Source organism: Photobacterium kishitanii, assembly GCF_000613045.3.
GTDB lineage: Bacteria > Pseudomonadota > Gammaproteobacteria > Enterobacterales > Vibrionaceae > Photobacterium > Photobacterium kishitanii.
Genome location: NZ_LN794353.1, coordinates 1075085 through 1102082, shown reverse-complemented (window position 1 = coordinate 1102082; position 26998 = coordinate 1075085). Strand labels below are relative to the sequence as shown.

At 38.8% G+C, this 26998-nt stretch carries 27 protein-coding genes; 10 read left to right on the top strand and 17 right to left on the bottom strand.

Annotated elements, in window-relative coordinates:
• Positions 1-8 precede the first annotated feature (8 nt).
• The 3 genes from PPBDW_RS20215 (at position 9) to PPBDW_RS20205 (ending at position 4107) form a co-directional block, all read left to right on the top strand.
• The gene (locus PPBDW_RS20215) at positions 9-1565 is read left to right on the top strand and encodes a BCCT family transporter (RefSeq protein ID WP_036792094.1); all 1557 of its coding nucleotides are present in this window, start codon (positions 9-11) and stop codon (positions 1563-1565) included.
• Positions 1566-1675: 110 nt separating this feature from the next.
• The gene (locus PPBDW_RS20210) at positions 1676-3382 is read left to right on the top strand and encodes a hypothetical protein (protein ID WP_036792086.1); all 1707 of its coding nucleotides are present in this window, start codon (positions 1676-1678) and stop codon (positions 3380-3382) included.
• Positions 3379-4107 carry a DUF3726 domain-containing protein gene (locus PPBDW_RS20205; RefSeq protein ID WP_036792084.1) on the top strand — a complete coding sequence of 243 codons (729 nt, stop codon included), beginning with the start codon at positions 3379-3381 and terminating at the stop codon, positions 4105-4107. Before PPBDW_RS20210 ends, PPBDW_RS20205 begins: the two co-directional genes overlap by 4 nt.
• A gap of 70 nt (positions 4108-4177) precedes the next feature.
• Here the strand turns inward: PPBDW_RS20205 and PPBDW_RS20200 are convergent, their stop codons facing one another.
• Complete coding sequence (locus tag PPBDW_RS20200; RefSeq protein ID WP_156312911.1) at positions 4178-4348, bottom strand: hypothetical protein; 171 nt, start codon at positions 4346-4348, stop codon at positions 4178-4180.
• Positions 4349-4663: 315 nt separating this feature from the next.
• Between PPBDW_RS20200 and PPBDW_RS20195 the strand changes: the two genes are divergently transcribed.
• On the top strand, positions 4664-4978 hold the full coding sequence (locus tag PPBDW_RS20195; protein WP_036792082.1) for a hypothetical protein: 315 nt from the start codon (positions 4664-4666) through the stop codon (positions 4976-4978).
• Between the two features lie 108 nt (positions 4979-5086).
• Here the strand turns inward: PPBDW_RS20195 and PPBDW_RS20190 are convergent, their stop codons facing one another.
• Positions 5087-5530 carry a bifunctional diaminohydroxyphosphoribosylaminopyrimidine deaminase/5-amino-6-(5-phosphoribosylamino)uracil reductase RibD gene (locus PPBDW_RS20190; RefSeq protein WP_036792080.1) on the bottom strand — a complete coding sequence of 148 codons (444 nt, stop codon included), beginning with the start codon at positions 5528-5530 and terminating at the stop codon, positions 5087-5089.
• 156 nt (positions 5531-5686) lie between these two features.
• Between PPBDW_RS20190 and PPBDW_RS20185 the strand changes: the two genes are divergently transcribed.
• From PPBDW_RS20185 to PPBDW_RS20175, 3 genes are all read left to right on the top strand, one after another.
• A complete protein-coding gene (locus tag PPBDW_RS20185; RefSeq protein ID WP_036792077.1) occupies positions 5687-5998 on the top strand; it encodes a hypothetical protein in 312 nt (103 codons plus the stop codon).
• Positions 5999-6296: 298 nt separating this feature from the next.
• Positions 6297-7628 (top strand): peptidoglycan DD-metalloendopeptidase family protein, encoded by a 1332-nt coding sequence (locus tag PPBDW_RS20180; protein ID WP_036792074.1) that lies wholly within the window; start codon positions 6297-6299, stop codon positions 7626-7628.
• 242 nt (positions 7629-7870) lie between these two features.
• Positions 7871-8923, top strand: coding sequence for a succinylglutamate desuccinylase/aspartoacylase family protein (locus PPBDW_RS20175; protein ID WP_036792071.1), 1053 nt, complete (start codon positions 7871-7873; stop codon positions 8921-8923).
• 66 nt (positions 8924-8989) lie between these two features.
• Here PPBDW_RS20175 and PPBDW_RS20170 read toward each other — a convergent pair whose 3' ends face one another.
• The 6 genes from PPBDW_RS20170 to PPBDW_RS20145 all read right to left on the bottom strand — a co-directional run bounded on the left by PPBDW_RS20170 (position 8990) and on the right by PPBDW_RS20145 (position 16309).
• On the bottom strand, positions 8990-9595 hold the full coding sequence (locus PPBDW_RS20170; protein ID WP_235604250.1) for an NTP transferase domain-containing protein: 606 nt from the start codon (positions 9593-9595) through the stop codon (positions 8990-8992).
• Entirely contained in the window at positions 9567-10550 is a 984-nt protein-coding gene (locus PPBDW_RS20165; RefSeq protein ID WP_036792066.1) for an XdhC family protein, read from the bottom strand. Before PPBDW_RS20165 ends, PPBDW_RS20170 begins: the two co-directional genes overlap by 29 nt.
• Positions 10551-10622: 72 nt before the next feature.
• Positions 10623-11873, bottom strand: a complete 1251-nt coding sequence (locus PPBDW_RS20160; RefSeq protein ID WP_036792063.1) for a cytochrome c — start codon at positions 11871-11873, stop codon at positions 10623-10625.
• Complete coding sequence (locus tag PPBDW_RS20155; RefSeq protein WP_036792060.1) at positions 11870-12400, bottom strand: (2Fe-2S)-binding protein; 531 nt, start codon at positions 12398-12400, stop codon at positions 11870-11872. Before PPBDW_RS20155 ends, PPBDW_RS20160 begins: the two co-directional genes overlap by 4 nt.
• Positions 12397-15240, bottom strand: a complete 2844-nt coding sequence (locus PPBDW_RS20150) for a xanthine dehydrogenase family protein molybdopterin-binding subunit (protein WP_054262200.1) — start codon at positions 15238-15240, stop codon at positions 12397-12399. Before PPBDW_RS20150 ends, PPBDW_RS20155 begins: the two co-directional genes overlap by 4 nt.
• Positions 15241-15772: 532 nt before the next feature.
• Positions 15773-16309, bottom strand: a complete 537-nt coding sequence (locus PPBDW_RS20145) for a Dps family protein (protein WP_036792057.1) — start codon at positions 16307-16309, stop codon at positions 15773-15775.
• 255 nt (positions 16310-16564) lie between these two features.
• On the opposite strand from PPBDW_RS20145, the gene PPBDW_RS20140 reads away from it, so the two are divergent.
• Together PPBDW_RS20140 and PPBDW_RS20135 are read left to right on the top strand one after the other, a co-directional pair.
• Positions 16565-17485: a M14 family metallopeptidase gene (locus tag PPBDW_RS20140; protein WP_036792054.1), complete on the top strand. Its 921-nt coding sequence runs from the start codon at positions 16565-16567 to the stop codon at positions 17483-17485.
• 67 nt (positions 17486-17552) lie between these two features.
• The gene (locus PPBDW_RS20135; RefSeq protein WP_036792051.1) at positions 17553-18041 is read left to right on the top strand and encodes a methylated-DNA--[protein]-cysteine S-methyltransferase; all 489 of its coding nucleotides are present in this window, start codon (positions 17553-17555) and stop codon (positions 18039-18041) included.
• On the opposite strand, the gene PPBDW_RS20130 is transcribed toward PPBDW_RS20135, so the two are convergent.
• From PPBDW_RS20130 to PPBDW_RS20095, 8 genes are all read right to left on the bottom strand, one after another.
• Positions 18025-18243, bottom strand: coding sequence for a TIGR02450 family Trp-rich protein (locus tag PPBDW_RS20130; protein ID WP_036792049.1), 219 nt, complete (start codon positions 18241-18243; stop codon positions 18025-18027). The two genes, PPBDW_RS20135 and PPBDW_RS20130, sit on opposite strands and share 17 nt — an antisense overlap.
• 2 nt (positions 18244-18245) lie before the next feature.
• Positions 18246-18905 carry an HAD family hydrolase gene (locus PPBDW_RS20125; RefSeq protein ID WP_054262199.1) on the bottom strand — a complete coding sequence of 220 codons (660 nt, stop codon included), beginning with the start codon at positions 18903-18905 and terminating at the stop codon, positions 18246-18248.
• 151 nt (positions 18906-19056) lie between these two features.
• Positions 19057-20214 carry an N-acetylneuraminate epimerase gene (locus PPBDW_RS20120; RefSeq protein WP_036792047.1) on the bottom strand — a complete coding sequence of 386 codons (1158 nt, stop codon included), beginning with the start codon at positions 20212-20214 and terminating at the stop codon, positions 19057-19059.
• Positions 20215-20264: 50 nt separating this feature from the next.
• Positions 20265-20729 (bottom strand): N-acetylneuraminate anomerase, encoded by a 465-nt coding sequence (gene nanQ / locus PPBDW_RS20115; RefSeq protein WP_036792045.1) that lies wholly within the window; start codon positions 20727-20729, stop codon positions 20265-20267.
• Positions 20730-20789: 60 nt separating this feature from the next.
• Positions 20790-22268 (bottom strand): sodium:solute symporter family protein, encoded by a 1479-nt coding sequence (locus tag PPBDW_RS20110; protein ID WP_036792042.1) that lies wholly within the window; start codon positions 22266-22268, stop codon positions 20790-20792.
• A 46-nt stretch (positions 22269-22314) separates the two neighbouring features.
• A complete protein-coding gene (locus tag PPBDW_RS20105; RefSeq protein ID WP_036792039.1) occupies positions 22315-23208 on the bottom strand; it encodes an N-acetylmannosamine kinase in 894 nt (297 codons plus the stop codon).
• Positions 23205-23921, bottom strand: a complete 717-nt coding sequence (locus PPBDW_RS20100; RefSeq protein ID WP_036792036.1) for an N-acetylmannosamine-6-phosphate 2-epimerase — start codon at positions 23919-23921, stop codon at positions 23205-23207. Before PPBDW_RS20100 ends, PPBDW_RS20105 begins: the two co-directional genes overlap by 4 nt.
• A 263-nt stretch (positions 23922-24184) precedes the next feature.
• Positions 24185-25054, bottom strand: a complete 870-nt coding sequence (locus tag PPBDW_RS20095) for a MurR/RpiR family transcriptional regulator (protein WP_036792035.1) — start codon at positions 25052-25054, stop codon at positions 24185-24187.
• A 264-nt stretch (positions 25055-25318) separates the two neighbouring features.
• On the opposite strand from PPBDW_RS20095, the gene PPBDW_RS20090 reads away from it, so the two are divergent.
• A complete protein-coding gene (locus PPBDW_RS20090) occupies positions 25319-26212 on the top strand; it encodes a dihydrodipicolinate synthase family protein (protein ID WP_036792032.1) in 894 nt (297 codons plus the stop codon).
• 78 nt (positions 26213-26290) lie between these two features.
• On the opposite strand, the gene PPBDW_RS20085 is transcribed toward PPBDW_RS20090, so the two are convergent.
• A complete protein-coding gene (locus PPBDW_RS20085) occupies positions 26291-26968 on the bottom strand; it encodes a YoaK family protein (protein WP_045042188.1) in 678 nt (225 codons plus the stop codon).
• Positions 26969-26998: the final 30 nt, after the last annotated feature.

Sequence of the window (26998 nt, the reverse complement as noted above, 5' to 3'; positions counted from 1 at the left end):
GACAACCAATGTCAGACTTGACCAACACGGTAAAAGGCAATAAAACAGCACCCTCTGCCGCTGAAAATTTCGGTCTCACCAATCCTGTACTGTGGTTAAGTGGCGGATTTATTGCACTATTTATAGCCTTAGCTCTATATGATAGTGTCTTATTATCGAGTTTAATCAATACTGGCTTTGGGTGGGCTATTAAAATTTTTGGCCCTTACTGGCAATTATTATTATTACTGACTTTTATTATCGGATTAGTGCTCGCTTTAGGCCGTACTGGTAATGTTAAGCTCGGTGATCTTGAACAACCAGAAATTGAAACTATTCGTTGGATTCCAATTCTACTTTGTACACTTCTCGCTGGCGGAGGAGTCTTCTGGGCAGCTGCTGAACCAATAGCCCATTACATCACCGTGCCGCCGTTATATGGTGAAGTCGCATCACCATGGCAACGCGCGATTAATGCTCTAGCACAATCCTTTATGCATTGGGGATTTTTGGCCTGGTCGATTACCGGTTGTTTAACTTCTATCATTTTATCTCACCTTCATTATGACAAAGGATTACCTTTACAGCCTCGTACGTTGTTATATCCATTATTAGGTGATCGAGCCCTCAAAGGTGCAACCGGGGCAATTATTGATGCTTGTTGTGTGATTGCGGTTGCGGCCGGTACTATCGGCCCGATTGGTTTTCTAGGGTTACAAATCAGCTTTGCTCTTAATTCTCTATTTGCTATCCCAGATGGTTTCACAACCCAATTTATTGTTATTTTATTTGCAATCGCCATTTATACATTATCTGCGTTAAGTGGCCTTAATCGCGGTATTCAAATACTTAGTCGCTGGAATATCATCCTTGCAGTAGCGCTTATGGCTTATATCTTATTCGTTGGCCCAACAGGATTTATTATCAGTGGTTACTTACAAGGTGTCGGTACGATGATTGATAATATCATTCCAATGGCAACCTACCGCGGTGATGAAAATTGGTTAAGTTGGTGGACCGTTTTTTTCTGGGGTTGGTTCCTTGGTTATGGACCTATGATGGCAATTTTCATCACTCGAATTTCACGAGGACGCACCATCCGTCAATTAATCCTAACCTTAAGTCTTTGCGCACCCTTAATTACCTGTTTTTGGTTCACCATTGTTGGCGGTACAGGTGTCGCGTTTGAAATCGCAGATCCCGGCTCAGTCAGTAAAGCATTTGAAGGATTTAATCTCCCAGGGGCATTATTAGCAATCACCCAACAACTACCATTCCCGACGATTGTTTCTCTGTTATTTCTTATTCTCACCACGATATTTATTGTCACTACCGGAGATTCGATGACTTATACCATTAGTGTTGTCATCAGTGGTAGTACTGAGCCTAATGCATTAATTCGTGCTTTCTGGGGGGTTGTTATGGGAATAACCGCAATTATCTTAATTTCTTTAGGTTCTGGTGGTGTATCGGCATTGCAATCTTTTATTGTGATCACTGCAGTACCTGTCTCTTTAATTTTACTACCATCATTATGGGATGCGCCACGTATTGCACTACGAATGGCCAAAGCACAAGGCTTATAGCATAAGTTCCATTGCGGGTAGTAGCGTGTATCTCTCGCGAACGAATAATGCTCAGCCTGTAAACATCCACAATATGACTGACTTTAGCGATAATAGATATGGTGAGCACTATGAATGCACATTATTCTTCTCGTAACTTATTAGCTCTTCGCGCCCCTAATGTGGTGATGGATCCCCATAAACTTGGTGCAATGCATCAACATCGGCTTAGTTTCGTACGTAGTTTGATCCGGCGCATGGCTAATCAGCAATGGCACATAAAAGTGACCCTGTGGGAGTTATCCTCTCAAGGCTTTGGCACCGTAATCTATCGTCTAATAACACCTTCACAGTATTATCATTTAGTCATATTTTCTAATGCAATCAATGACGAAGATCGTAACGATCGGGTTATTGCCGAAAAATGGGACATTACTTTTGCATTAATACAAGGCGCAGTTGATAATAATTGCTTACATCAACTGCGAAATAATGTTCCATTACAAGAAGCGGGGAGAAATAAAAATAACGTTCTTGTTCTAGCTAGAGCCAATAAAAGCGTGCGCGTTTTTAATCATCTCGTAGATAGACTGGCTAACGGTCAACAACCTGATCATGATATTTTAGTCAATGTTGGCTATATTTTGCGGACAACCGCAGTATATGGCAACGGTAAGTTTGGTATTGCCGATTTTGAATTATTAGCAGATAACCCTGATTTTAACTTATCGTTTAGTGCCCAAATGTGCGCGGTGTATATTCTGCGTCAATTCAGTCTTGATTGGGTGCATTTTTTAGCGAAACAACAAGGAGGAAAAACAGCAGTTCGGCTTTCGCGTCCTCTACAACGTTATTTAGGTATCGGCAATGCAACAGGACTTGGGATGGCACCTTATTTAATTTGTCACCCACGGATAATTGATCAATGGATGTTTGTTCGAGAAACAGCAATTGCAATAATTTCTACCAAGACTATTACTCTCGCTACAAATCGACAACTGACTACGTTACTGCGGCGAGCTGTCATACATTTACAACAAATAGTCACTATAGATAACCACCAACAACGTCTAAATCACATCGCAATATCTGAATTACAGCACGTTTTATCCCAATTATCTGCCGTAGTTATCCCTCATCAATACTGGCAAACATTATTACACCACAGTCAATCTCTTAGCGAAGAAGCACAAGAAATAATCATCGCGTGTTTATTAGAACTTTACCCTAAACAAACTGATAATCTTGAACATCAAATGAATGCTGATGAGACATTAGCTTTAATCAGTGGCACGACGGCTAGTGATCTTACTGCATTATTAGAACAACGTTATCAATGGGCTTTAAAGATTGATTTTGAACAACCGGATAATAATTACTGGTTTTGGTATCGCTCTGCTGATAAAGAAGAACCTCGCATCGGCATTCACGGCGACGATCTCGGTGAAGAAAAACAATTACCATTAGATATAGCCCGCCAAACACAGGCTTTATATCTCGCTTTAAAGCAAGTATCACCACACACAAAAATAGCGACATTCTTATTACAACAGCCACATTTTCGAACTATTGCTCGCCGAACTTGGACACTTGGACACAGCCCAATGGGTGATATTCAAATCAATATTTTATCTCGTCGAGCCTTACCGATACATTTATTACGCTGTAAATTAGCTATGCTTGGTGCAACTAAATTTGATCCGCGTTCTGATCGCTGGCTACGAGTCACTTTTTATCAAGGGGCGCCACTTATCGATGAAATACATGCTAACGAATGGTTATTTCCAATACTTCCTACAGCCAAATCTCACTCTGAGATAAAGGAGCGCCATTCATGAATATCTCACACAATGAATTAGTGGTTATGTGCAGTAAAGCCTTTGCAGGGCTACATCGGTATAATGGTGAGGCTGACATTATTGCTAATATGGTTGCAGATTTAGAAATGGTAGGATTGCATGGTATCGATCACTTTATTAATGCATTAGCACTATTAGCTCATGAACAAGATTACCCTGTTGAAATTACCACAGAAACAGCACAACAAGTCACAGTTGATTTACACGGTTATAGTATTTTATGTCACTTACCTATATTACTCGATTATACGGTTGAAAAACTCACCTTCCAATCACAAGTTATTTTAAATATAGAACAATGCCATAACCGTTGGTTAGCATTTAGCGAATTAATTAAATTATCAAATATTGGTTTATCAGTCAGAGCCTATTGGTTTAATCCTTTAGCATCACATCATGTGACCTATATCTTAAATGCAGGTCAAATATTACCTGAAGTATATCTTTATCCAACCACACTAATGCCGATAAAAGACACACATATCGATCCATTACATTACTTATCGATTGAAATTAACAAGCATCGTATATCATTACCCATGCCATCAATCACACTTAAGCATATTGCATCGACAACCCTATTAACTACAAAAAAGAATACTTGGCAACGAGGCATCACAATTACTCCAACCGCATGGAAAACTATTCAGCAATTCGCGGGAGCTATATTAGTTGAATCAAATGAACAGACATATCAACTATAAAATACCGAAATAAAAAAGCCTCTAATAATATGATTAATAGAGACTTTTATTATAAAAACTCACATCTAAATCAATGCATTTTATGTTTAGGTGTGATTTCTTCTTTATGGCTATGATCTTGCTTATTCAATTTAGGATGTGAATGCTGCTTTTGTTCTAATTTAGTTGTTGGCGCATTAACTTTCTCTTGACGATGATTGTGATGAGAATGTTCTTTATGCTCGGAACGTTTATCAATCATAATAAATACCTATTAATTAATTTGTGATTTTTCTTTAATTGATAATCCTCTTATCATTCATTAAATAAATGTTTATTTTTAATAGCTATGTTTTCACTTTTATAAGCTATCGAACAAATTTTAATCACCCATTTAATTTAATTTACCTCACAGTATATTTTTACTTAATAGACCTATTTTTAATATTCGGCAATTATCAAAAATAAAATATTTGATTATAAAAAAGAATATTGTTCAAATTTAAAATCGGCGTAAATTAAATTCCATAGACAGACACCAACTTATTATTAACGCTGTTTATTGAAGGATTAAGATATGAGTCATAACAATAGTCAAGAGCACAAAGGTTCACAAGGCGGTCATCAACACGGTGCTGAATTCGAACATGAGAAAATGGAACGTCGTTATGACGATGGTTTAGAGCATAAGCATAATCGTGACCATCACGAAGACCGCGAACATGAGAAGAGCCATCCACATACTCAACACGGTGGTGATCCTAAAGGTCATAAACATCCAGAGCAAACTCATGGCGATCGCCACGAACATGACGAACATCGTCATCACAAAACTAAAGAGCATGATCATAAAGAATCATCTCGTGAGCATCACAAAACTTCAACTAAATAATTATTTAAGTTTACGTTGTTATTCGTGATATTCTAAAAGCCGATTTAATAGTGGTAATATATTTATTATCCATTTAAATCGGCTTTTCGTTTTATTATCACAATAATATTATTTATTTTTTAATAAATAAGGTGATATAAAGTTAAAGACTTCTTGCTCACACAAACCAATACTCACTTCTATACCAGCTTGCTTTAAAACATCAATCCCTTTACCACTATTACGTGGATCCGAATCAAGTACCGCAACAACAACTCGCTTAATACCTTTCGCAACCAAAGTATGCGCACAAGACGGTGTACGACCGACAAATGAGCAAGGCTCTAAGGTTACATACGCTGTCACCTCGTTTAATGGTAAATCATAATTTGACAATGCCATTGCTTCTGCATGATGTAATCCGGGCGGTTGGGTAAAACCCTCACTAACAATTTTCCCCTCTTTCACCAATACACATCCAACAGGAGGATTGGGACGACAAGCGGGAAGTGCTTGCTGCGATAATGCTAATGCACGCTGCATAAAACCGATTTCTTGCGCTAACTCTGCCATAACACCTTCACTTTAATTATCTCAGAGAAACTATTCTATACCGAAATAAAGCTCATCTGTTATGCGAATAACATGAATTATACATGAATTAACAACTCACTCTCAATTCAGGTGCTGTAGGATTAAATACCCTCACTGAATAACATGAGGTTTTTCATGAAACGATTGATCATAACACTAACATTATCGGTTGCACTGCATTCATTATCGGCATTTGCGTCAATGCCAAGTTCAACCACGGTATCAAGTCCATTATCGACTCAACAGATGATTGAATATATCGATCATACCCATCAATTAACAACGGCAGAAAAAGTCCAAACTGATGTGGTAAGCTCTATCAATAAAAATAATTATTTACAAATAAACTCTCACAAAGACGCGCATTTAGAACAACGAGAAATAGCGCGACGGCCAAAGAAAAAATACACTAGCGCCTACTACACCAAGGCCAATACTCACCCCTAATAATTATTCAGGTAATAAACATTACCATATTACTTATGCTTATTAGGACAACATTCGTCCAGCTTAACCTTGCTTCCCTTGCTGGACGAAACTGCAATTTCTACTCAACTAAGAGCCAAAATATCGTATAACAATCATTTGTATACTTTATGCACGTAATCATCGAAAAATTAAGCAAAAAAATCGCGTGGAAGGTATTAATTCATTTAAGGTTCAGAAAGGGTATGTTTTCATACATGCTCGCTAAATAAGCCAAGTGCAGACGCACTCATTAAAAATAAAAGAACTGACGAGCATTATGTCTACGTTTAAAACGACAGTACTAACTAATTTTGTAAACTACCGCCTTATTAGTCTTATTGGACTATCTCTTGTTACTGCTGCTGCCGTATTCTCAATTAACACCACCCCTTCAACACATCATAAAGAGATACAACTGCCTTTAATCACCACCCCCCAAGTGGTATTAAAAACCCTGACACCAGCAGCTGTAACTAAAGATATTGTGCTACCACCAACTTATGAGTACAAAGTCAAAAATGGTGACACACTCAGTGAGATTTTTGCGCAATTAAACTTACCGCAAGCCGATGTAAAAGACATCATGGCAGCTGATTTAAATAGCTTACAAATTGATAACTTACGTCCAGGTGATATCTTACGATTTTGGGTAACAGATAGTGATCATCGTTTAAATAAAGTGCAACTACAGTTTAACGTTGCACATATGATTAACTATACTCGAGAGAAAAATAACGACTTTAGTGTTAAAGAAATCACCTTACCTGGCATATGGCGTGAAAAAGTCATTAATGGTGAAATTCATGGTAGCTTTAGTTCATCGGCAAAAAAAGCAGGCCTAAATTACACTGATATTCATGAAATTATGGCTATTTTTAAAGATAAACTAAATTTCGATCGTGATCTAAGAACAGGCGATCGCTTTGAAGTTGTACGCAAAGCAAAGTATGTCAATAATCAAGCCAGTGGCGATACGGAACTTCAGGCTGTCCGTTTATATACCAATAAACAACAGTTTTCCGCGTATTTAAACAGTGATGGTAATTTTTATGACCAACATGGCGAAAGCTTGCAACGGGCATTTTTACGTTACCCAACAACAAAACGGTTCCGTATTAGCTCACCGTTTAATCCCCACCGTCGACACCCAGTAACGGGGCGAATTCAACCACATAACGGCGTTGATTTTGCCGCGCCAATAGGGACACCCGTCTTAGCTACCGGCGATGGGGTCGTAACACGGGTTACAAACCACCCTTATGCAGGTCGTTATGTTGTGATCAAGCATAGTGCTAATTACAGTACTCGTTACCTACATAACAGTCGTATTCTGGTCAAAGTTGGTCAACGCGTGAAACGTGGTCAAGAAATTGCGCTATCAGGTAGAACAGGCCGTGTCACAGGGCCACATATTCATTACGAATTTTTAGTTCGTGGAAAACCTGTTAACCCATTAACTGCGAAGATCCCATTAGCAGCATCGGTTTCACATCAACAGAAAAAAGCCTTTGAGCTCGATGTGGCACAATATAATCGCTTAATGCGCCAACCATTAGCCAATAAAAACAGTGCGATTCAGGTAGCCGTTAACGAACCTAAAGACTCATAGCTATCCTCATAAAAGCACTGCAAGCCAATTGCAGTGCTTTTTTAATACACTTCGCACCATTTATCTTTACATCTGATACAAATTGATACATTTACGCTACTTTAAATCCAATTAAATGTGATATTGTTCCTGTTTTAAAATGGAATTTATGATTATTCTCAATATGTTATAACGCCATGATTATCTATGCGTAAACATTAAACGATCATCATATCCTAATAGCCCATATACAGGACGTATCCATGGCCACAAAAAATATCCCGTTTGAATTTTCAGATTTAATGGTTGAACCGGGAAACCATGCCAACTGCGAACTCGAAATTGCTCGCCTATATACCCACTCTCCTTTATCGGTATCGGTTGATATTCTACATGGAAAACATCCAGGCCCAGTATTGCTGATCAATGCAGCTATTCATGGTGATGAGCTCAATGGCATTGAGGTTGTCCGTCAAGTTATTGAAAAAATAGATTTATCAAAACTTCACGGTACTATCATTGCAGTACCTGTGGTTAACGTTTTTGGCTTTATCCATAAATCACGTTATTTACCAGATCGTCGTGATCTTAACCGTTGCTTTCCAGGGGCAGAGCGTGGCTCAATTGCTGGACGAATGGCTTATCAATATTTTAATCACGTTGTACGCCGCGCGACACATGTCGTCGATTTACACACTGCAGCTATCTATCGTACTAATTTGCCACAAATTCGTGCCAACCTTGATAATCCACAAGCAAAAGCAATGGCGATGGCTTTTGGATCTCCAGTCGTCGTTGATGCCAGCTTACGTGAAGGATCATTACGTGCTGCGGCAGAAGAGTTTAATATTCCAGTGATCACCTTTGAAGCAGGTGAAGCACTACGCCTTGATGCCCATGCCGTTGGCTCTGGCGTACAAGGAGTATTAAAAGTGATGCATCACTTAGAAATGTTGCGTACTAGTCGTAGTAAAAAAGTGGTTGAGCCAATGGTACCTAAGGCGACACGTTGGGTACGTGCTGATTTTGATGGCTTACTACGCTCACATGTAGCATTAGGTGAGAAAGTAGATAAAAATCAAGTTATTGCTACTATTAGCGATCCGGCTGGCAGCAGTGAAGCAACGGTTATTGCCCCACAAGGTGGTATTGTAATTGGCCAGCAAACATTACCACTAGTGAATGAAGGTGACGCTATTTTCCATATCGCTTTCTTTGAAGAGCCTGATGGCTTAGTGGAAGAGCAAGTTGAATCTTATCTTTACGAGGCGATTGAAGAGCTTGATGATGACTTAAAATGGGGCATGACAAGCTAAATTAGCTTTATCATTAAGCCAAAAATAAAAAAAGAGAAGCATATCGGCTTCTCTTTTTTATACTCTTTATTTTACTGCTTGCTGTTTATTTCCAGCTATTAATTGCTGATACTTTTCAGGCGTATCAATATCTAGATAAATACCACTCGTCGCTGTTAGCTGTAAATAATGCTCTGATCCCGTTTGTAATACTTGCTTCATGGTAGCAGTAACAGGTAGTGCTAGAATTTGAGGTATTAACTCTGCAGTAATCAGAACAGGATGTCCTGTCTGGTGTTTATTACCAGGAAATACAACTCGCGCACAACCAGCTTGCCATAACCACCTGAAGACTTGCGGCTCAATACAAGGCATATCAGCATGGGTAATAAAAAACTTCGAGCTTGTTACTGCCTTAATACCCACTTGAATTGAGCTTAACATCCCCTGCTGATAATCCTGATTAACCACCACTGTAATCTGTTGTTGATGTTGATAATGCCGTATCAACTCCTCGGCGCGATACCCAGCAACGACGATCACTTGAGAACAAAACATTAACGCATGTTTGATTGCGATATCTAATAATGTGCTGTCTTGATAGGCTAACATTGGTTTCCATGCTCCCATTCGAGATGACAACCCCGCAGCAGGAATAACACAATCAACCATGGCGATAGTGCCATGAATCACACTCAATACCATTTTTAGCGGCAATCACCTCAGCCATAATAGCAATAGCAATCTCAATCGGTGTTTTACTACCAATCGCCACGCCAATGGGTGCATGTAAGCGTGCTAATTGCTGTTGTTTATACTCACCAATACGCATTAATCGTTCCCGCCGACGCTCACTGTTAGCCTGTGATCCCAAAGCGCCAATATAGAATGCAGATGACTCTAACGCCCCCATTAGCCCCAGATCATCAACCCGAGGATCATGTGCTAGCGCTAATACAGCAGTATAATCATTAGCATAACGCTCAACAAAATCATCAGCAGCACACCACTCAACATCAATGCCACCATCAGCTGATGTCCAACGCCAGTTTTGTTGATAATTATCACGCATATCACACAAGCGAACCGCAAACCCAGCTCTAACCGCTAATCGCGCAACCTCTTCACTGACTTGGCTAATACCCAATAATAATAGTTGCCAATGTTGTTGGTAATGAACCGTTAACCACGGCGTAGTAAAAGATGAGGCATCAAGATCGGTTGTAATACAGCGCTGCTCTGATTCAATATTTATCAGCCGCACAAAAGCATTATTTGTCATCGCCGCCGTTAACCACTCATTAAGCCAATGATAGTTAATATTCGGTTGTAAATACTCAATCAACAACGAAATATGACCGCCACAAGGTAATTCATATCGACTACCATCAGCAGCTAAATGACTTCCATAATCAAAGACCTGCATCGGTTTATCTAACTGATGCTGTTGAATTAATTTCATAAAAGCATCTTCAATACAGCCACCGGAAACTGATCCCGAACGGATACTTCCTTCTGTCGCAAATAACGAGCCGATTGGACGAGGTGCTGAACCATAAGTTGATAAAATAGTACATAACCACACCGATTTACCGTGGTTTAACCATGTTTGACAATCAAGCAACACCTGTTTATCTAATGCATTCATAGGTTGTTTATCACTTTAATTAGATGACAACAAAATGAAGTTAGCCTGCGATAACACAGGCTAATTTCATGATCAGTTGTTTGACAGTTGTTTTTTAATTGCAGCAACTTGTTTTGCAGTCGTTGTTGTTATTTGCGTAGAAAAACTATGATGCAAATACGTTATCAAATCAGCCATTTGTTGCTCATTTAAGCTATTTTTATAACCCGGCATCGTATAATAAGACTGCTGCTGATTATAACCTTGCTGGCTAATACCATTGGTTAATACCGCAACAGTATTGAATATATTGCTATCTTCAATCGTGGCATTATTTTTTAAAGCCGGTGCAACATTTGGTAATCCTTGACCACTTAAACCATGACACCCAGAGCATTTATCCATATAAATACGGTATCCCGGTAGCTTAGTGTCCAACGGTGAGACAGCTAAGGGTGTTAATTTAGATTGTGATTTTGAGCTTGATTGCGGCTGTGCTTGATCTAATAAATAACTGGTTATCGCAGTAATATCATGATCATTAAGCTGAGTTAAACTGTGTTTTTCGACAACATACATATCGTCAAACGCAGTGCCTTTCGGTGATTGACCTGTTTTTAAGAATTGTGCTAAATCATGAAATGTCCACTTTTCTTGAGTCAGATTTTTCGCGGTAATATTAGGCGCATTAAGGTAATTGACGACTGCACCTTCCAGCGCATGGTCTTGTTCAGTTGCCATCATAAAATTACGAGGAGTATGACACTCTCCACAATGGCCTAAACCTTGGACTAAATACTTACCTCGGTTCCAAAGGGGACTTTTATCAGCTGTTGGCTTAAATGTTGCTTTATCAAAACCAACCAAATTCCATAGTTTTAATCCCATTCTAATATTGAAAGGGAAACCTATACCATTTTCTCGATTTGGCTGCGTCGCTGGCTTGGTATGCATAAAATAAGCATACAAAGCTTGCATATCATGATCACTAATACGGTGATAAGACGCATAAGGCATCGCAGGATATAAATTACCTATAGGTGCAACACCATTACGCACCGCATCAACAAATTGCTGATAAGTATAGTTGCCAATACCGTATTGTTTATCACTACTAATATTGGTTGAATATAATGTCCCAAAAGGGGTGTCGAATGATCGTCCACCACCATAGACTTGACCACTCGCAATTGTATGGCAACCATCGCAATCACCCGCTGTCGCTAAATATTTACCTTGAGCAATTAATTGTGCCATGTTTGCAGGTAATGGCGCTTGTGCGTAAACCGCGCCAGAACTTAATAGCAAACCGCAGATTACGCTAACTTTTAGGCTCGGTTTCATTTTACTAACCCCGGCTGTGAAAGTACTAGATCACGGAGGCCAACATAATATTTACGGTAACCAGAACAACGGCAGATATGATTTTTCAAGGCATTCTCAATCACATCTTCAACCTGTGCTTTATCTACTGGTTGCTTAGCTAATTGCTCAACTAACACCGTAGACTCATTCACAAAACCAGAAGTACACCAACCACATTGGAAGGAAAAGTGATCGACAAAGGTCTGCTGTACTGGGCTTAAGGCCGTAATTTGTCCCATCAGATTACGCTTAGCATGACCTTCTACAGTACGCAGCTTTTTACCATTAAAGTTGCCAACACCATTAATGCAAGTGCGCTCAGTGTGTGAGCTACCATCCGCATCATCAACAATAATGGTACACGCATGACAAACACCAATACCACAACCAAACTTGGTACCAGTTAGCCCTTGATATTCATGTAAAAAGTCGATCATTTTAACTGATTCATCAACGTCTACTGGACCCACAATATTGCCATTAATTGTCATAGTTACAGTGATCATGCGAGTGCTTCCTTAATATCAGCGGCGGTAACAGGTAAATGGTAAAAACGTGTATTGGTAATTTGATACAATGCTTCTGTAATTGCAGGGACAATCGGGATCATCACCACTTCCGCAATACCTTTGCGCTGATCTGAGTTATTAAATGGCGGTAAAATAGTATGGTTCATTTGCCATATACCAACATCAGTGGCTAATGGCACCTGATAACGATTGAGGTTCCAAGTACCGTTGCCTGGCCCCTCTTCACCTGCTGGTAAATACTCATATAATGCATGGCCCATACCCATTACTAAGCCACCTTCAATCTGCCCCTCAACCAACTCTTTAACGATCACTTTTCCAGCATCAAGCCAAGTTTGAGTCGCAATAACCTCAACCTTTCCAGAGCCTTTTTCCACCGCTAATTCAACTAAGGTTGCACATGGCGCGTAATACACGACCATCGCATTATTCAAAGAAGTGGCAGGATAATTAACCTTATTACGATCTAATAAATGCCAACCACTACTGGTCATTAATTTTTTCTTACTATCATCGGCACCATGACCATATTTAATGGCCATTGCATCTAACTGATAGGTTTGCTTTTGCCCTTCAACGGTAAATTCAGCTTCAACCCAACCCCAACGGTTAAATGTATGCACCATTGCAGCGGTTACTAAACCGTGTTGATGGACATGTTGAGCCAGCATATCAAGTGGTAAAGGCTCCATACCATTGGCACTTAATTTACCGTCAACCCAGACCGCATCTTCCATTGCACCAAAATCCATCGCTGCGAGATCGCCGCTATAATACAATTTACTCCAAATTGCTTTCGCCGCAGGCCATAGCCCATACTCAAAAATAACTTTGGCGGCATTTTCGGTCGCTTTCGATTGAAAATATGCTGATGTCGATGCAGAAGAGGCGTATGGAATAATAGGTGTCCACCGCGGATTTTGTTGCATTTTATCTTGGTAGGCTTGGCTCATCGTAAACGGTGATTGGGTATTGATCATTTGGAGCGGATCCCAACCATGCACTTCAGCAAGATTAATCGTATCTGCCGGACGACCAAAATAATCAGCTAACACTGCGGCTTGAGACGTTTGTGCACCAGTACCTATTTCAACGGCAGAAATTCCCATCACAATGCGACCGGTTTTATCCATTTCAATATAAGTTGCTGGCGCATCATCACCAGCACCATAATCTTTAGTACAAATGGCGAAACCAGTACCAAAGAGTTTATTGGGATGCTTCGCTTCATATGCCTTACGACGTTGGTGACGATTAACCCACATTTCATGCTGCTGGGCTTGTGTTAATATTTCAGCATAATGTTCAGTACTGGTTGGTACAGCACCTTGAGTATTAAGTTGCCCCGTTTTAATAACATTACGCAATCTTAATTCAATCGGATCAATATTGAGTAACTGAGCCGCTTCATTAACCATCATTTCCATGGCAGACATGGTTTGTAAAGTGCCAAAACCACGCATCGAACCTGATGCTGGATTTTCAGACACATTAGCGACAGCAGTAATATCATTTTTAGGGAAATAATAAATAGACTGTAATGCACTCGCTCCTACTTCAGCGACCACAGAGCTAAAATTTTCACGACCACCGCCATCAAGCTCCATATTACTGACAATACCCTGAAACTTACCGGTTGTTTTATCTATCGCTAATTGATTAGTCATCGTAAATGGATGACGTTTTAAACCTGCTTGAAACTGTTCAAAACGATCGTTCGCCATTCGCACTGGATGATCACTGTACATCACCGCTAATAAACCATAATAAGGCAAAATTGAGTGATCTTTACCACCAAAGCCACCACCAATAAATGGCGAATGAACCACTAAATTTTTAACTTTGCCAGCAAGAGGCCCTTTGGTAAGCATTGAGGTGGCAAAGCCAAAAAAGTTATTCGGTGATTGTGAAGAAGGAATGGTGTGCATTGTCTGTGTTTTGCTATCAAACCAACCATTAAAGCACTCAGGCTCCATAAACATCGGGTCAATAAACTGGGTTTGATAGTCACGTTTTAAAACAAAATTATTGTCAGCAGCGAGGCTAGCCTCAATATCTTTTGCTACAGCCATTTGTTGTTGCAATGGCGAACCTAAACGATCAGGTTGAGGCCAAAATGGTTTATAATCCACATAACTCGGAAAGTTAACCCCATTTTGTAATGGACTATATTTATCAGGAAGGATCCCTTGAGCATTACCTTGCTCACGAGTGATGCGCCACACTCCCCAAGGGTCTTTACCAGCAGCCACTAAAGGATGTTGTTTACCATATTTAATAATGTCAGTATTAAATTGCAGCATATTTTTAGCTCGATGATAAGTTAGAAAATCATCGAAAATAAGTAGCATTGCAGCTTGACCAATATAGTCAGGCATTGCTCCTTCAGCCACTAACATATTAGTGCCATAAAATTGCGGTAATTCAATATTATCTTTAATTAATGTTGCAGCAGTAACTATTTTACTCGGCTGAGCATTCGCCGGTAATAAACTTAAATCAACACCTTGATAAATACGATCGGCACGATTTAAACGAATATAATAAGCCCATGATTGTTGACTTGGCCAACCATCAATATCAGCTGAACGTAAATCACGACCATATACTTTTTCACCCGTTACTTTAGCAATAGCGTCACTTCGAAAACGTACTTTAAAATTAGACTTCCAAGATGATGCTAATTCCGGAGCAACTAAACTATTACTACCATCTAAATTAAGATTAAATCTAGCTAATGCAGGGACGGTATAAACACAAATACCAGCGATGATACCATGCTTAATAAAACTCCTTCGAGAAAGTTCCATTGACATGATTAACTCCTTGACCATTTTAATTATTTTTTTTATAGGTTATTTCAAGTCGATAGTTATTTTTCATTTATGCTAAATACTATCTAAGCTAAATAGTAAACATAAAAACCAACAACCATATCGACCAAAAACAGCGGCTCACACACAATAAATATTCTTTATCATCGCCATTTTATACTCACAACCAATATAAACAACAGTCAATTAGAACCTAACTCATGAATACATATTCAAAAAAAGACATATAAAAAAAGAAAAAGAGTCATAAACACACACAAATACACATAAAAATAACAATATAATTCATATAAAATATTTATTCTTTAATATATCAACTATAATTTATTCACATTTATAAATGCCAAGTATCCCACCTCTAAAAAACAACAAAAAGACCAATAAATATTGATTAATAAGTTATCAATTTAATAACTAACTTTTCGTTTTAAATATCCGCTTTTCAGGTAATAAAAAAAGGATAGATTATTAAATCTATCCTTCATAATTAACAATTAAGTAAATGTTATATCACTCAATGACGGTATGATTCATAAAGAAACCAAACACGACGTTCTGTTTCATCAATCCAATTATCAATCATACTCACTGAAGAGAAATCATTACGTTCATCACATAAAATATGCGCAGCACGAAGTTCGGCAGCTAATTGTTTATTATCTTCACACAACTCAGCAAGCATATCAGCAGGTTCAACATAATCAGCATCATTATCTAAAATACGTTGCATCCGTGAAATTTCACCAATTGAACGTATTGTTCGACCACCAATTTTACGCGCACGCTCCGCAATATCATCAGTCATTGCAAATAATTGCGCACTCTGCTCATCTAACATTAAATGGTAATCACGGAAATGTGCACCACTCATATGCCAATGGAAATTCTTGGTCTTCATATAAATAGCAAATACATCAGCTAAAATTGCAGTTAGAGCTCCACTGATCTCTTTAGTCGCGTCTACACATAAATCTGTAGGTGTGGCTAGAGGACGAGTAAGGTGTTGCTTAGCGTCTTCAATTTGAACTTCAGTCAAGATTGTAGTACTCATCGTCTTTTCCTTAATAATAACAATTTTGTGAACATAGTTACTATAGGCCAAACAACTTGTATGACAATAGTGTTTAACGGCAGATTAATGCAACATAAATTTGCTTTCTTCTAGGTTAATAACCCCTATTTTATTTGACTATACTGATCAACATTTCTATTTCTGTGACATGATAATTTAATAAAATTTGCTTAAATATTGCCAGCTGTTTACCCTCTAAAACAGACAAATCAATAATAATGAATAGGTAAAGCAATGGATAATTCATTTAAATATGCAATTGGAACACCAGGTATTAAATGGGGTGCCACAGAAAAAGCAGCATGGTTAGCACAAACTACTATTAAACGTAGTTATCTTGAGCAAGTTGTTTCTAAAATCCACACTTTAAGTGAAAAGTTCGACGTTGAGCAATACGGTGCACTGTCTTACGCGCCAGAAAAATACCCACTGTTTGCGATTAAGACTCATAATTGGGATCCAACTAAACCAACGGTACTTATTACTGGCGGTATTCATGGTTATGAAACAAGTGGTGTCCATGGCGCATTAGCTTTTCTGACACTAAAAGCTGAACAATATAGTGCTGACTTTAATATTCTGGTTGTGCCTTGTGTCAGCCCGTGGGGATATGAAACGATTAATCGTTGGAACCCCAATGCTGTTGATCCTAACCGTTCATTTTATGCTAATAGTCCAGCAGAAGAATCAGCGGCCTTAATGAAACTAGTCCAAGCTCAGCAAACGCATTTCCTTGCTCATCTCGATTTGCATGAAACCACAGACAGTGATGAAAGTGAATTTAGACCAGCGCTAGCAGCACGTGATGGTAAAGAATATATCGAAGATACCGTACCTGACGGCTTTTATGGTGTTGGCGACAGTGAAAACCCTCAATATGATTTCCAAAAAGCCATTATTGATTCGGTTCGCCATGTTACCCATATTGCACCAGCAGATAGCAATGGCAATATTATCGGTGAACCGATAACTCAAGAAGGGGTTATAAACTATTCTCTAAAAGCGTTAGGGCTATGTGCTAGCGTAACTGATGCAGAATATACCTCAACAACAGAAGTCTATCCTGATAGCCCTCGTGTTACAGATAATGAATGTAATATGGCGCAAGTTGCTGCGATCGTAGGCGCACTTGAGTATTTAAAACAGCACCATTAATCAATTTCTTACCTATAATTAATCGCGCTATACTTGATTCTCAATGTATAGCGCGAAGGTTTTTATAATGTCGACTTATTACCGCACTATAGACACACCATTAGGCTGTTTAACGTTATATGCCACTGATAATGCGTTAACTGCAATTTTATATAAACACCAGACACCAACCATTGAAGTAGCAACTTACGCACCGCAACACCCACTTTTAATTGAATGTGAGCAACAGCTGCAACAATACTTCACAGGAACACGACAACAATTTGATTTACCGTTAGCCCCTCAAGGTACAGAGTTCCAACAACGTGTTTGGCAAGCATTGCTGACTATTCCGTATGGCATCAACTGGAGCTATCAACAACTCGCAATTACGATTGGTAACCCAAAAGCCTGCCAAGCCGTTGGTATGGCAAACAGTAAAAATCCATTATCAATCGTTATTCCATGCCATCGTGTGATTGGCAAAAATGGAAAATTAACTGGTTATGCTGGCGGTCTCGATAAAAAACAAACATTATTGGAACTTGAGAAAATAACGCTTAATTCCAACCTATAAGCCAAATCTGATCGTCTTTTAAATCTTGCCAATTAATATCATAAAGTCGATTAGTCATTACCGCTTGAATAACACACTTTTCGACTTGCTGATTATCATTAAATAATACGGTTACTATCTCAAAATGCTTTTCTTTATTATCCACAACCACTTTAGTCCATTTGCTATGAAGTAATGCTTTTGGGTTCACTGGATTAGCCATAATTAATTTCCTGACTGGGCATTAGACTCTACCCTATCATGCTCTTGCGGTAACATATATGCTTGCTCACGTAAAATTTTGGTTAAGCCTCCCAACTGTTGAACCACAACCGATGCCTGATTAAGAAAAGGTAAATCCTCACCATTAGTCACTAAACATGATGGCATATTCGCATGATAAGCTGCTTGTAAATCATAAACGTAATCACCAACATAAAGTATATTTTGAGGATCTAGCTGCCACTGTTCTGCAATATCGATTAAAGCATCAGGTGCTGGTTTAGGTGGGAAATCTTCACGTGAAACAATACGTTCAAATTGCAGCTTATGGTGATTTATCTTCAACATTGCAGCTTGAGAACAATTACGTGTCACAACCGCAGTAGGGATTTTTTGTTGGCCAAGATAAGACAATAATTCATCACATTCAGGCATAATCGCTGATTGACGGGCATCGGCTAATTCATATTCAATAACTTTGTTTTCTAGTTGTATTCGCAGAGAAATATCCGCGATATCATCAATATACTGTAATAAATCAGTATCAGCCGTACAGCCTAACTGCTGCCGTAACCAATCAAAGTCTAATTTTGAACTTACCAGTGTATTATCTAAATCAAAAATAACGCCGTTAATAATATTACAAGGAATAGGCGTATACATATCATTCTCCATTATCAACAAAGCAACGATAACCAGTGTAAGAACATATGCACTTAATGGCAATCACCAACGACGAATTCAGAGAGTATGATCACCCGCTATTTTATTCATCAAGCTACTTCAAAAACAGTAGCTTGACGTTACTGTATAGTTAATCAATCACACGAATATCTGATTGCTGATAACGCAGCATATATACTTTTGTTTGTGGTTTACCCGTAGCATTTTCTCCTCCAACCATCAATACACCCGTTGGTGTGGAAAAAGCAGTACCATAAGCTAATCCTTGTGGCAATTTAGTCGTCGCCAACGCCCATTTTTCATTATGGTAAGTGTAAATATCTTGACTCCAATGCTTACTCAAGCCGTCATGCGCAAACCAATCGCCTTGTTCCGCTTTCGCCCTTGCGCCAAGAAAATTAGCACCACCAGCCACAATTAATACACCTTGGTTTTTACCTGCATAAGCACCGGCAACACCTTCTTGTAATTGACCATTCGCAGCATCAGGTAAGGATGCCAACTGTTGCCAATCAACTTGAGAGCCTTTTATAGTGACCGTTTTTACTATCGGAGTACGTAATCCAGGCTTAATTTCACCACTAATTAAAGTAATATTATCCCCTTCCCCCACTAATGCTGCACCACAATTAGCGAGATAAGGACTCTTGCCTTTGGTAGACCAACTATTAGTATCAGTATGATAAACCTGAATGTCTTGGTTCCATTGATAAGACTCTGGTGCACGTGCCATAAAATCAGTCACTGTTTGTTGCCATTTATGAGGTTCAGCATGTTTATCTATCGTAGAAACAGCGCGCAAATACTGATCAAACTGTGGTTTGTTATAACCGCCAAAGATTGCGATTTCAGTTTGATTTAAAGGATAAGCGGCGGCCCCTAACAAACCGACAGGAGTATGAGTATTTTGCTTATACCAATTATTATTTTTTATATCGTAAACATAAACACTATCAAAAATAATTGGCGATTTATCCGTTGCTTTAAGCTTCCCTGATCCAGAAAAAATATAAATTTTCCCGTCAACAGCCGCTGCCGTTGCTTGGTCAGGAACCGGACCTGTAAAATCAGCCAACTTTTGCCATTGCGGCTTACTACTAGCAGTATCCATTGCATAGAACGACTTACCAGCAGCACCTAAACCGACATAAACAATATTATCAGCTTGGGCACTAATACCGTTTTTAATCGGTTGAGGTAAATCAGGCCATAGCTGCTCAGCCATAGCACTGGTTGATAAGGATAATAGTGAACACATTATTGCGAATTGAGTAAATGATTTATTCATAACATCTCCAATAAATGTTAATTATCATTACAATCACGCTGAGCGTAAGATCACGACAAACATGCTTGATGAATTTTGATAACGACCTTTTTAATCACCATCGGTGTCGTGATAACACAGCCTGGTTTATGTGGTTGCTGTGGAAAAATAGCAAGAAACATCCCCGGCTTTAATAATAGCGAGCTGGTATCAGGCATCGTTTCAACTAAAGCAAAATCATTATCACTGTCATAATCAGTTGCAGGTATACAGCCAGCTAAACTTGATGAAACATCAATACGTTCTTCACCACTGATTAAATATTGAAAATCAATATATTGTTGATGTACTTCACCCTGTTTATTCGCCGCATCTTGGGTTTCAAAGCTCATTACATTAGCAAAAATACGATCACCATCTATTTCATAACGACCATTTTCCAATAACGCCATATCATTACTATTAATAAAATTTATCGCTTGCTGAAAAGCCGTTGGTAATGCGTGTAACGGTTGTTTGATTTCACCAAAAATCATCTTCTTATCCTTTATAAGAAGCGGAAAAGTATCAATCTTTTCCGCTTTATTTTAAGTTTATTATTCAGTCACTACGTCAAGTTCTTCAGCTGATTTATTTTTAAAGAAAGGTGCGGTTATAAAACCGACTACCACCACCATTAAAGTACCAATCACACCATAGAAGAAGAAGTTAAGGTCAGTAAAACCACGAACAAACAATATTGCTACCACCGCCGCAATCACACCACATAGCGCACTGCCCGCATTCGCTCGGCGAACAAAAATACCCAGCATAAACAGACCCGTCATCGGCCCACCCATTAAACCAATTAGGCTATTAAACGCATCCCATAATTGACTTTCATTACTTTTAATTAAATACACAGAGGCGGCAACACCTAGCACACCAGCAACAACCGTAACAATACGTGCGGTCTTAAAGCTTTGCTGCATATTCTTCTCTGCACCAAAGCGGTTATAAATATCCATGGTGTAACATGCAGAGATACTATTTAAGCTACTTGAAATACTTGATTGTGATGCTGCAAAAATCGCGGCAATAATCAATCCAGCAATACCTGCTGGCATTTGCGAAATAACGTAGAAAGGTAAGATACCGCCAGTATTAAAATTCTCAGGTATCAACTGTGGATTTTGGCTATAGAAGGCATATAAAGCCGAACCGATAGCGAAGAAGAAAATAGGCACACAAGCGACTAATTTAGCATTAGTGATCAATGTTTTTTTCGTTTCTTCAATCGAATCTGTAACAATATAGCGCTGTACAACATCTTGACTCGCCGTAAATTGCTGTAAGTTAGCGAATAAGAAACCAATCATAAGTACTGGCAAGGTACTGTTCGTCCAGCTCCATTCAAAACTTGAACTAGGGAAGTATTTATCTTGTTCTGCACTTAAACGGAACACTTCAGAAACACCACCATCAACATGAAAACAGATAGTGACAAAGATTAAAACCGCAGCAACTGACAACATAATACCTTGAATTACGTCAGTCCAAATAACCCCTTCAATACCGCCAAGGAAAGTATATACAATACATAACACACCAATTAAAAATACAATTGTTAGTGGGTCAATATTCACAAAAGGCATTAATGCTAGTGCCGTTAAGTAGGTAATAATCGCAATACGACCAATATGAAATAACATAAATGACATACTAGCGAATAAACGCATTTTAATATCAAAACGACGCTCTAAATATTCATATACAGAGGTTAGATTGAGCTTTCTAAAAAATGGGATATAAAAATAAAATACGATTGGCAGAATAAGAATCGCTAAATACTGCCCGACAAGAAAAGTCCAATCTGATGTATAAGCCTTAGCAGGAATAGACATAAAAGTAATAGAACTCAATGTGGTAGCAAACACACTGACACCCGCAGCCCAGCCCGGTATTCGGCCACCGGCTTTAAAATAATCATCTGCAGATTTTTGACGACGGGCAAAATAAACACCCACCAACATTACGCCAACTAGATATGCGAACAGCACGATATAGTTTACCGTACCAAATGCTTGAATTTCCATATAAGCCTCACCATATAGGGGTTGAGATAAAATATTTAAATAATTATTAATGAGTTTGTTGTTGTGCAAACCAACTTGCAGCACCTAATAACCCCGCATCTCCACCTGATTGAGCGAGGATAATACGAGGTCGATAAAGTTCTGGTTTTTCATTTAGATATTGCTGAATGTAATTACAATAATTTGGCGCTAGACCAACACTGCCACCGATAACAACGGTATCGAGATCTAATGTAATGGTCAGATTAGCGATTAACTCAGCCACCGCAGCAGCTGAAGAATGAATAATATTTAACGCAGCACTATTACCTTCAAGTGCCAATTGATAAACGTCTTGTCCACTGCATAAATGATTAAATAATGACGTTCCAATTTCACCAATAGCAGTACCTGAGGCGACTTTTTCAATACAACCTTGACGGCCACAACCACACAAAGGTCCATTCGCATTCACTACGGTATGACCTATATGACCACTAATACCACGAGCACCAGTTTGTAATTGTTGATTCAACACTAACCCACCACCGATACCGGTAGAAATAGTAATAAACAACATATTGTCAGTGTTGCTATTAGGATTAAGTGAAATAAATTCATACCACGCTGCCGCTTGGGCATCATTGATAGCATAAGTAGGTAATTGAGTAATTTTATAAATACAATCAACGAGTTCGAATCGATTTAAGCCACCTAAATTAGTAGGATTTAAAGCAGTTAAAATACCGTTATTAATAATGCCTGTTGAAGCAACAGCAACAAAATCTGCTTGGGCTATAAATGGAATTAATAGTGACTCTAATGCTGCAGATAAAATAGCAGGCTGTTGCGTCTTTGGGGTCGCTATTTGGCAACGCTCAATAATATGACTAGTTGTACAATCCACGAGTGCCGCCGCTATTTTGGTACCACCAATATCCACCGCTAGACAAACACTCATGCGATATCCTTAGCTGGTAATTCATGAGCGGCGGATGCACTAGTTACAGCCCCTTTAAACCACTGACAAATATGTTCAATACGCGTAATTGCAGAACCGACAGTGACACAATTAGCACCAGCCGTAATCGCTTGAGCAGCTAAATCTGGCGAGTTATAACGCCCTTCTGCCATCACAAAATAACCACGCTGATGCAATGCCATCACTAATTCTAAATCAGGTTTCGTAGGGATATTTCCTCCCGTATAACCTGATAATGTCGACCCAATAATATCGGCACCAAGTTGGTGACACATATCACCATCAGCCAAATTGGAGCAATCAGCCATAGCTAAACAGCCGTATTGATGAATGGCATTAATGAGGTTAGCGACGGTTTCAGGCCGTTGGCGTTGCGTACCATCGATGGCAATAATGTCAGCCCCTGCAGCAGCAAGATCTGCAACATCTTGTAAAAATGGCGTAATTCTTACATCTGAATCAGTTAAATCTCGTTTTACGATGCCAATAATAGGAACATCAACATGAGGCCGAGTTGCACGTAAATTAGCAATACCTTCAATACGTAAACCTGAGGCTCCGCCCAAAACAGATGATTGTGCCATTGCAGCTACAATCTGTGGCTGATCCATTGGACTATCATCTATAGGCTGACAAGAAGAAATAAAGCCATTATTTATACGTGCAAGAAGTGCTTGTGAGCGCTGAACCATGATCGTTAGCTCCAAAAATATCAACGTTATGAAGTTTGACTCCATACTGTCGTTATCATTGGAGTGACGCAATAATAAACATTTTAAATAGAGATATATTGCACACTATTTGTCTAAAATAACGTCAAAACAACGATACCAGTCACACTTGAATGCTCAAAAAAGCGCCCATTGATTCAAGGAGAAAATATAATGTAACGTTAAAATTTACTCATAAAAAAAGCCACATTAGAATGTGGCCTCGCTGCTGCTCTATTAATTAATCAATCAAGAGCTTGAGTTGTTTTATATTTCTGCTGGCGTGTATAGTCAGGATTATCACGAACTAACAACGTATAAAGTATATCTAATACAAATAGTTGGGTGATTTTGGTACCAATAGAGTCACCTTGCAACTGTCCTTGTCGATTACCATTAATTAACACGTAATCTGACAATGTAGCCAATGGTGATAAAGGATTATGAGTTAAGGCAACGGTCATAGCACCGCACTCTTTTGCTAACTCTAACGCTTTAATGGTCTCTTTTGATGTCCCAGAATGACTAATACCAATCGCAATATCGTCAGCAGTTAATAACGCAGCTTTCATATACATAAAATGGTTATTGGTTAATGCATCGACATCAAAACCAATCCGCATTAATTTATTTTTAGCATCTTCTGCGGTGATACCTGATGAACCAACGCCAAAAAAGTAAATCCGTTTTTGCTGTTGAAAAGCACTCGCAACCGCTTCTAATTCAGAAAAATCTAATAAGTTGAGTGTTTCACCTAGTACATTACTGATTGTCTGCTGCAATTTTCGGCCAATATGCTCAGCGTTATCCTCAGGGGTTAACTCGGTATCAAGCATATGTTTTTCTGCATCATTAGGTGTGGCAACTTCAATGGCTAACTTCATCTTAAGATCTTGAAAACCTTTAAAATTAAGCCCTTTACAGAAACGAATAATACTAGCTTCACCCACTTTAGCTTGTTGTGACAGTTCAGCAATTGAAAGCTCTGTAACATACTGCGGTTGAGCTAAAACATAATCAGCAATTCGACGAGCGGATGGAGTCAAACTATCGCGTAAACTGCCTAACGTGTCTAAAATTTTACCAACTTGAATCGCGTCGGTGGCGGCATTCATAGGTTATCCTTGCAATTTTTAGCCTTGATGGCGTCATCATCATTATGAAGTTTTACTCCAAAATCAAATCTAACTGTTATTTCGCGGCAAAATAATCATTTATAAATTTATATTTACAATTAATAGCAATAGATCACAGTTTCTAGCAAAAGCAGTTAATGCCATTGTTTTTTTATTGCCAACCGAAATATCACTTCGTATGATAACTAAACTCCACAAATATTATTATTTAGAAGTTAAACTTCACAGGTAAGGATCTGAGACATGGAAAAGCTAACAGGTTTAATTGCAGCCCCTCATACTCCATTTTTGGCTAATGGTGAAATTGACTATAATGCCATCGATGCAATTGCTAAGCATTTAATTGCCACCAATGTTGTTGGCGCTTATGTATTAGGAACAACAGGTGAAGGTATTCATTGTTCAGTGGCTGAACGTAAAGCAGTCGCTGAACGTTGGGTAAAAGCAAGTACAGGTAAATTAAAACTAATTATTCATACTGGTGCTTTGAGTATCGCTGACACGCTTGAATTAACGCGTCATGCTGATCAATTAGACATTTATGCGACTTCTGCTATCGGTCCTTGCTTCTTCAAACCTAATAATGTCACTGATCTCGTCAATTACTGTAAAGCAGTTGCCGAAGCTGCTCCATCAAAAGGGTTTTATTACTACCACTCAGAAATGAGCGGCGTAACGGTTGATATGGAACAGTTCTTATTGGCAGCAGATAAGGTTATTCCTAATTTATACGGTGTGAAATTTAATAGCACTAATTTATATGAATACCAACGCTGTTTACGTGTTTGTGATAGTAAATTTGATGTGCCATGGGGCGTTGATGAGCACTTCCCTGGTGCATTAGCGGTTGGCGCTATCAGTGCCGTTGGCAGTACTTATAATTATGCCGCACCACTTTATCACGACATGATTGATGCTTTTGCTAAAGGCGATCACCAAACTGTGATCAATAAAATGGATAATGTGATTGCTGTTATTCGTGTCTTAGTTGAATACGGCGGTGTTGCTGCAGGCAAAACGGCAATGATGCTGCATGATATTGACGCAGGGGATCCACGTTTACCATTACGCACGTTAACAACGGAACAAAAACAAGATGTTATATGTAAAATGCGTGATGCTATTTTAAGCGCTTAAATTTCAAATATAACTAAAAAAGCCAGCATCTTTAATGCTGGCTTTTTTATTATTTACAGTGTGAATTGATAAGCGCGGTTACAACTCAGTATCAATTGGCGTCGAGCGATGAGTATGCTCAATATAGAGCAATGTAATAGCAATTAAAGTTGTTAATGCTAATGGCAGTAATAATGAGTATTGAGGTATTGTTTGCATAATGATCCCTCCTATCACTGCGCCACTGATCAATGATCCCCATAGACCAAGGTATTGCATCAAGCGCTTTTTATCACCTTTGCCAACAATGGCTAACGCCAATAAACGACCAATATTAACTAAATAACCAGTGGCATAGGTTAATGGTATCGCTTTTTCGATAGTTAATCGCAAGGCAATATTTTGCATCCCCATGGCGTAACAAATAATAAAATTAATCACTAAAAAAGGCACATAGTACTGCATAATAGTGGCAAATAGCAGCACAATCGATACCGAAGTCATAACAACACCACGGTAGAATCGGCGACTAGATAAAGCAATTAATTCGCCAGACATTGCCCCTATAATGAAAATACCCAATATTGCAATATAAATAGAAGCACGAGGGTAATCGTGATAACTCAGCATCATTCCCATGTGAGTTGAGTTACCACTCATAAAAGAAGCAAATACCCCATTTTTAAGGTGCAAAAAACCAACCGAATCAACAATACCCGCTACAAGCAATAACAAATACGGCATTAATGATAAAAAGAACCGCCTTTCATTTAACATTTACTATTTATATCCGACTATATTTCCATA

Bases quoted from the DNA above. Each gene is read 5' to 3' on its own strand.
- PPBDW_RS20215 (WP_036792094.1), top strand. From the start codon at position 9: ATGTCAGACTTGACCAACACGGTAAAAGGCAATAAAACAGCACCCTCT.
- PPBDW_RS20210 (WP_036792086.1), top strand. From the start codon at position 1,676: ATGAATGCACATTATTCTTCTCGTAACTTATTAGCTCTTCGCGCCCCT.
- PPBDW_RS20205 (WP_036792084.1), top strand. From the start codon at position 3,379: ATGAATATCTCACACAATGAATTAGTGGTTATGTGCAGTAAAGCCTTT.
- PPBDW_RS20200 (WP_156312911.1), bottom strand. From the start codon at position 4,348: ATGATTGATAAACGTTCCGAGCATAAAGAACATTCTCATCACAATCAT.
- PPBDW_RS20195 (WP_036792082.1), top strand. From the start codon at position 4,664: ATGAGTCATAACAATAGTCAAGAGCACAAAGGTTCACAAGGCGGTCAT.
- PPBDW_RS20190 (WP_036792080.1), bottom strand. From the start codon at position 5,530: ATGGCAGAGTTAGCGCAAGAAATCGGTTTTATGCAGCGTGCATTAGCA.
- PPBDW_RS20185 (WP_036792077.1), top strand. From the start codon at position 5,687: ATGAAACGATTGATCATAACACTAACATTATCGGTTGCACTGCATTCA.
- PPBDW_RS20180 (WP_036792074.1), top strand. From the start codon at position 6,297: ATGTCTACGTTTAAAACGACAGTACTAACTAATTTTGTAAACTACCGC.
- PPBDW_RS20175 (WP_036792071.1), top strand. From the start codon at position 7,871: ATGGCCACAAAAAATATCCCGTTTGAATTTTCAGATTTAATGGTTGAA.
- PPBDW_RS20165 (WP_036792066.1), bottom strand. From the start codon at position 10,550: ATGAATGCATTAGATAAACAGGTGTTGCTTGATTGTCAAACATGGTTA.
- PPBDW_RS20160 (WP_036792063.1), bottom strand. From the start codon at position 11,873: ATGAAACCGAGCCTAAAAGTTAGCGTAATCTGCGGTTTGCTATTAAGT.
- PPBDW_RS20155 (WP_036792060.1), bottom strand. From the start codon at position 12,400: ATGATCACTGTAACTATGACAATTAATGGCAATATTGTGGGTCCAGTA.
- PPBDW_RS20150 (WP_054262200.1), bottom strand. From the start codon at position 15,240: ATGTCAATGGAACTTTCTCGAAGGAGTTTTATTAAGCATGGTATCATC.
- PPBDW_RS20145 (WP_036792057.1), bottom strand. From the start codon at position 16,309: ATGAGTACTACAATCTTGACTGAAGTTCAAATTGAAGACGCTAAGCAA.
- PPBDW_RS20140 (WP_036792054.1), top strand. From the start codon at position 16,565: ATGGATAATTCATTTAAATATGCAATTGGAACACCAGGTATTAAATGG.
- PPBDW_RS20135 (WP_036792051.1), top strand. From the start codon at position 17,553: ATGTCGACTTATTACCGCACTATAGACACACCATTAGGCTGTTTAACG.
- PPBDW_RS20130 (WP_036792049.1), bottom strand. From the start codon at position 18,243: ATGGCTAATCCAGTGAACCCAAAAGCATTACTTCATAGCAAATGGACT.
- PPBDW_RS20125 (WP_054262199.1), bottom strand. From the start codon at position 18,905: ATGTATACGCCTATTCCTTGTAATATTATTAACGGCGTTATTTTTGAT.
- PPBDW_RS20120 (WP_036792047.1), bottom strand. From the start codon at position 20,214: ATGAATAAATCATTTACTCAATTCGCAATAATGTGTTCACTATTATCC.
- nanQ (WP_036792045.1), bottom strand. From the start codon at position 20,729: ATGATTTTTGGTGAAATCAAACAACCGTTACACGCATTACCAACGGCT.
- PPBDW_RS20110 (WP_036792042.1), bottom strand. From the start codon at position 22,268: ATGGAAATTCAAGCATTTGGTACGGTAAACTATATCGTGCTGTTCGCA.
- PPBDW_RS20105 (WP_036792039.1), bottom strand. From the start codon at position 23,208: ATGAGTGTTTGTCTAGCGGTGGATATTGGTGGTACCAAAATAGCGGCG.
- PPBDW_RS20100 (WP_036792036.1), bottom strand. From the start codon at position 23,921: ATGGTTCAGCGCTCACAAGCACTTCTTGCACGTATAAATAATGGCTTT.
- PPBDW_RS20095 (WP_036792035.1), bottom strand. From the start codon at position 25,054: ATGAATGCCGCCACCGACGCGATTCAAGTTGGTAAAATTTTAGACACG.
- PPBDW_RS20090 (WP_036792032.1), top strand. From the start codon at position 25,319: ATGGAAAAGCTAACAGGTTTAATTGCAGCCCCTCATACTCCATTTTTG.
- PPBDW_RS20085 (WP_045042188.1), bottom strand. From the start codon at position 26,968: ATGTTAAATGAAAGGCGGTTCTTTTTATCATTAATGCCGTATTTGTTA.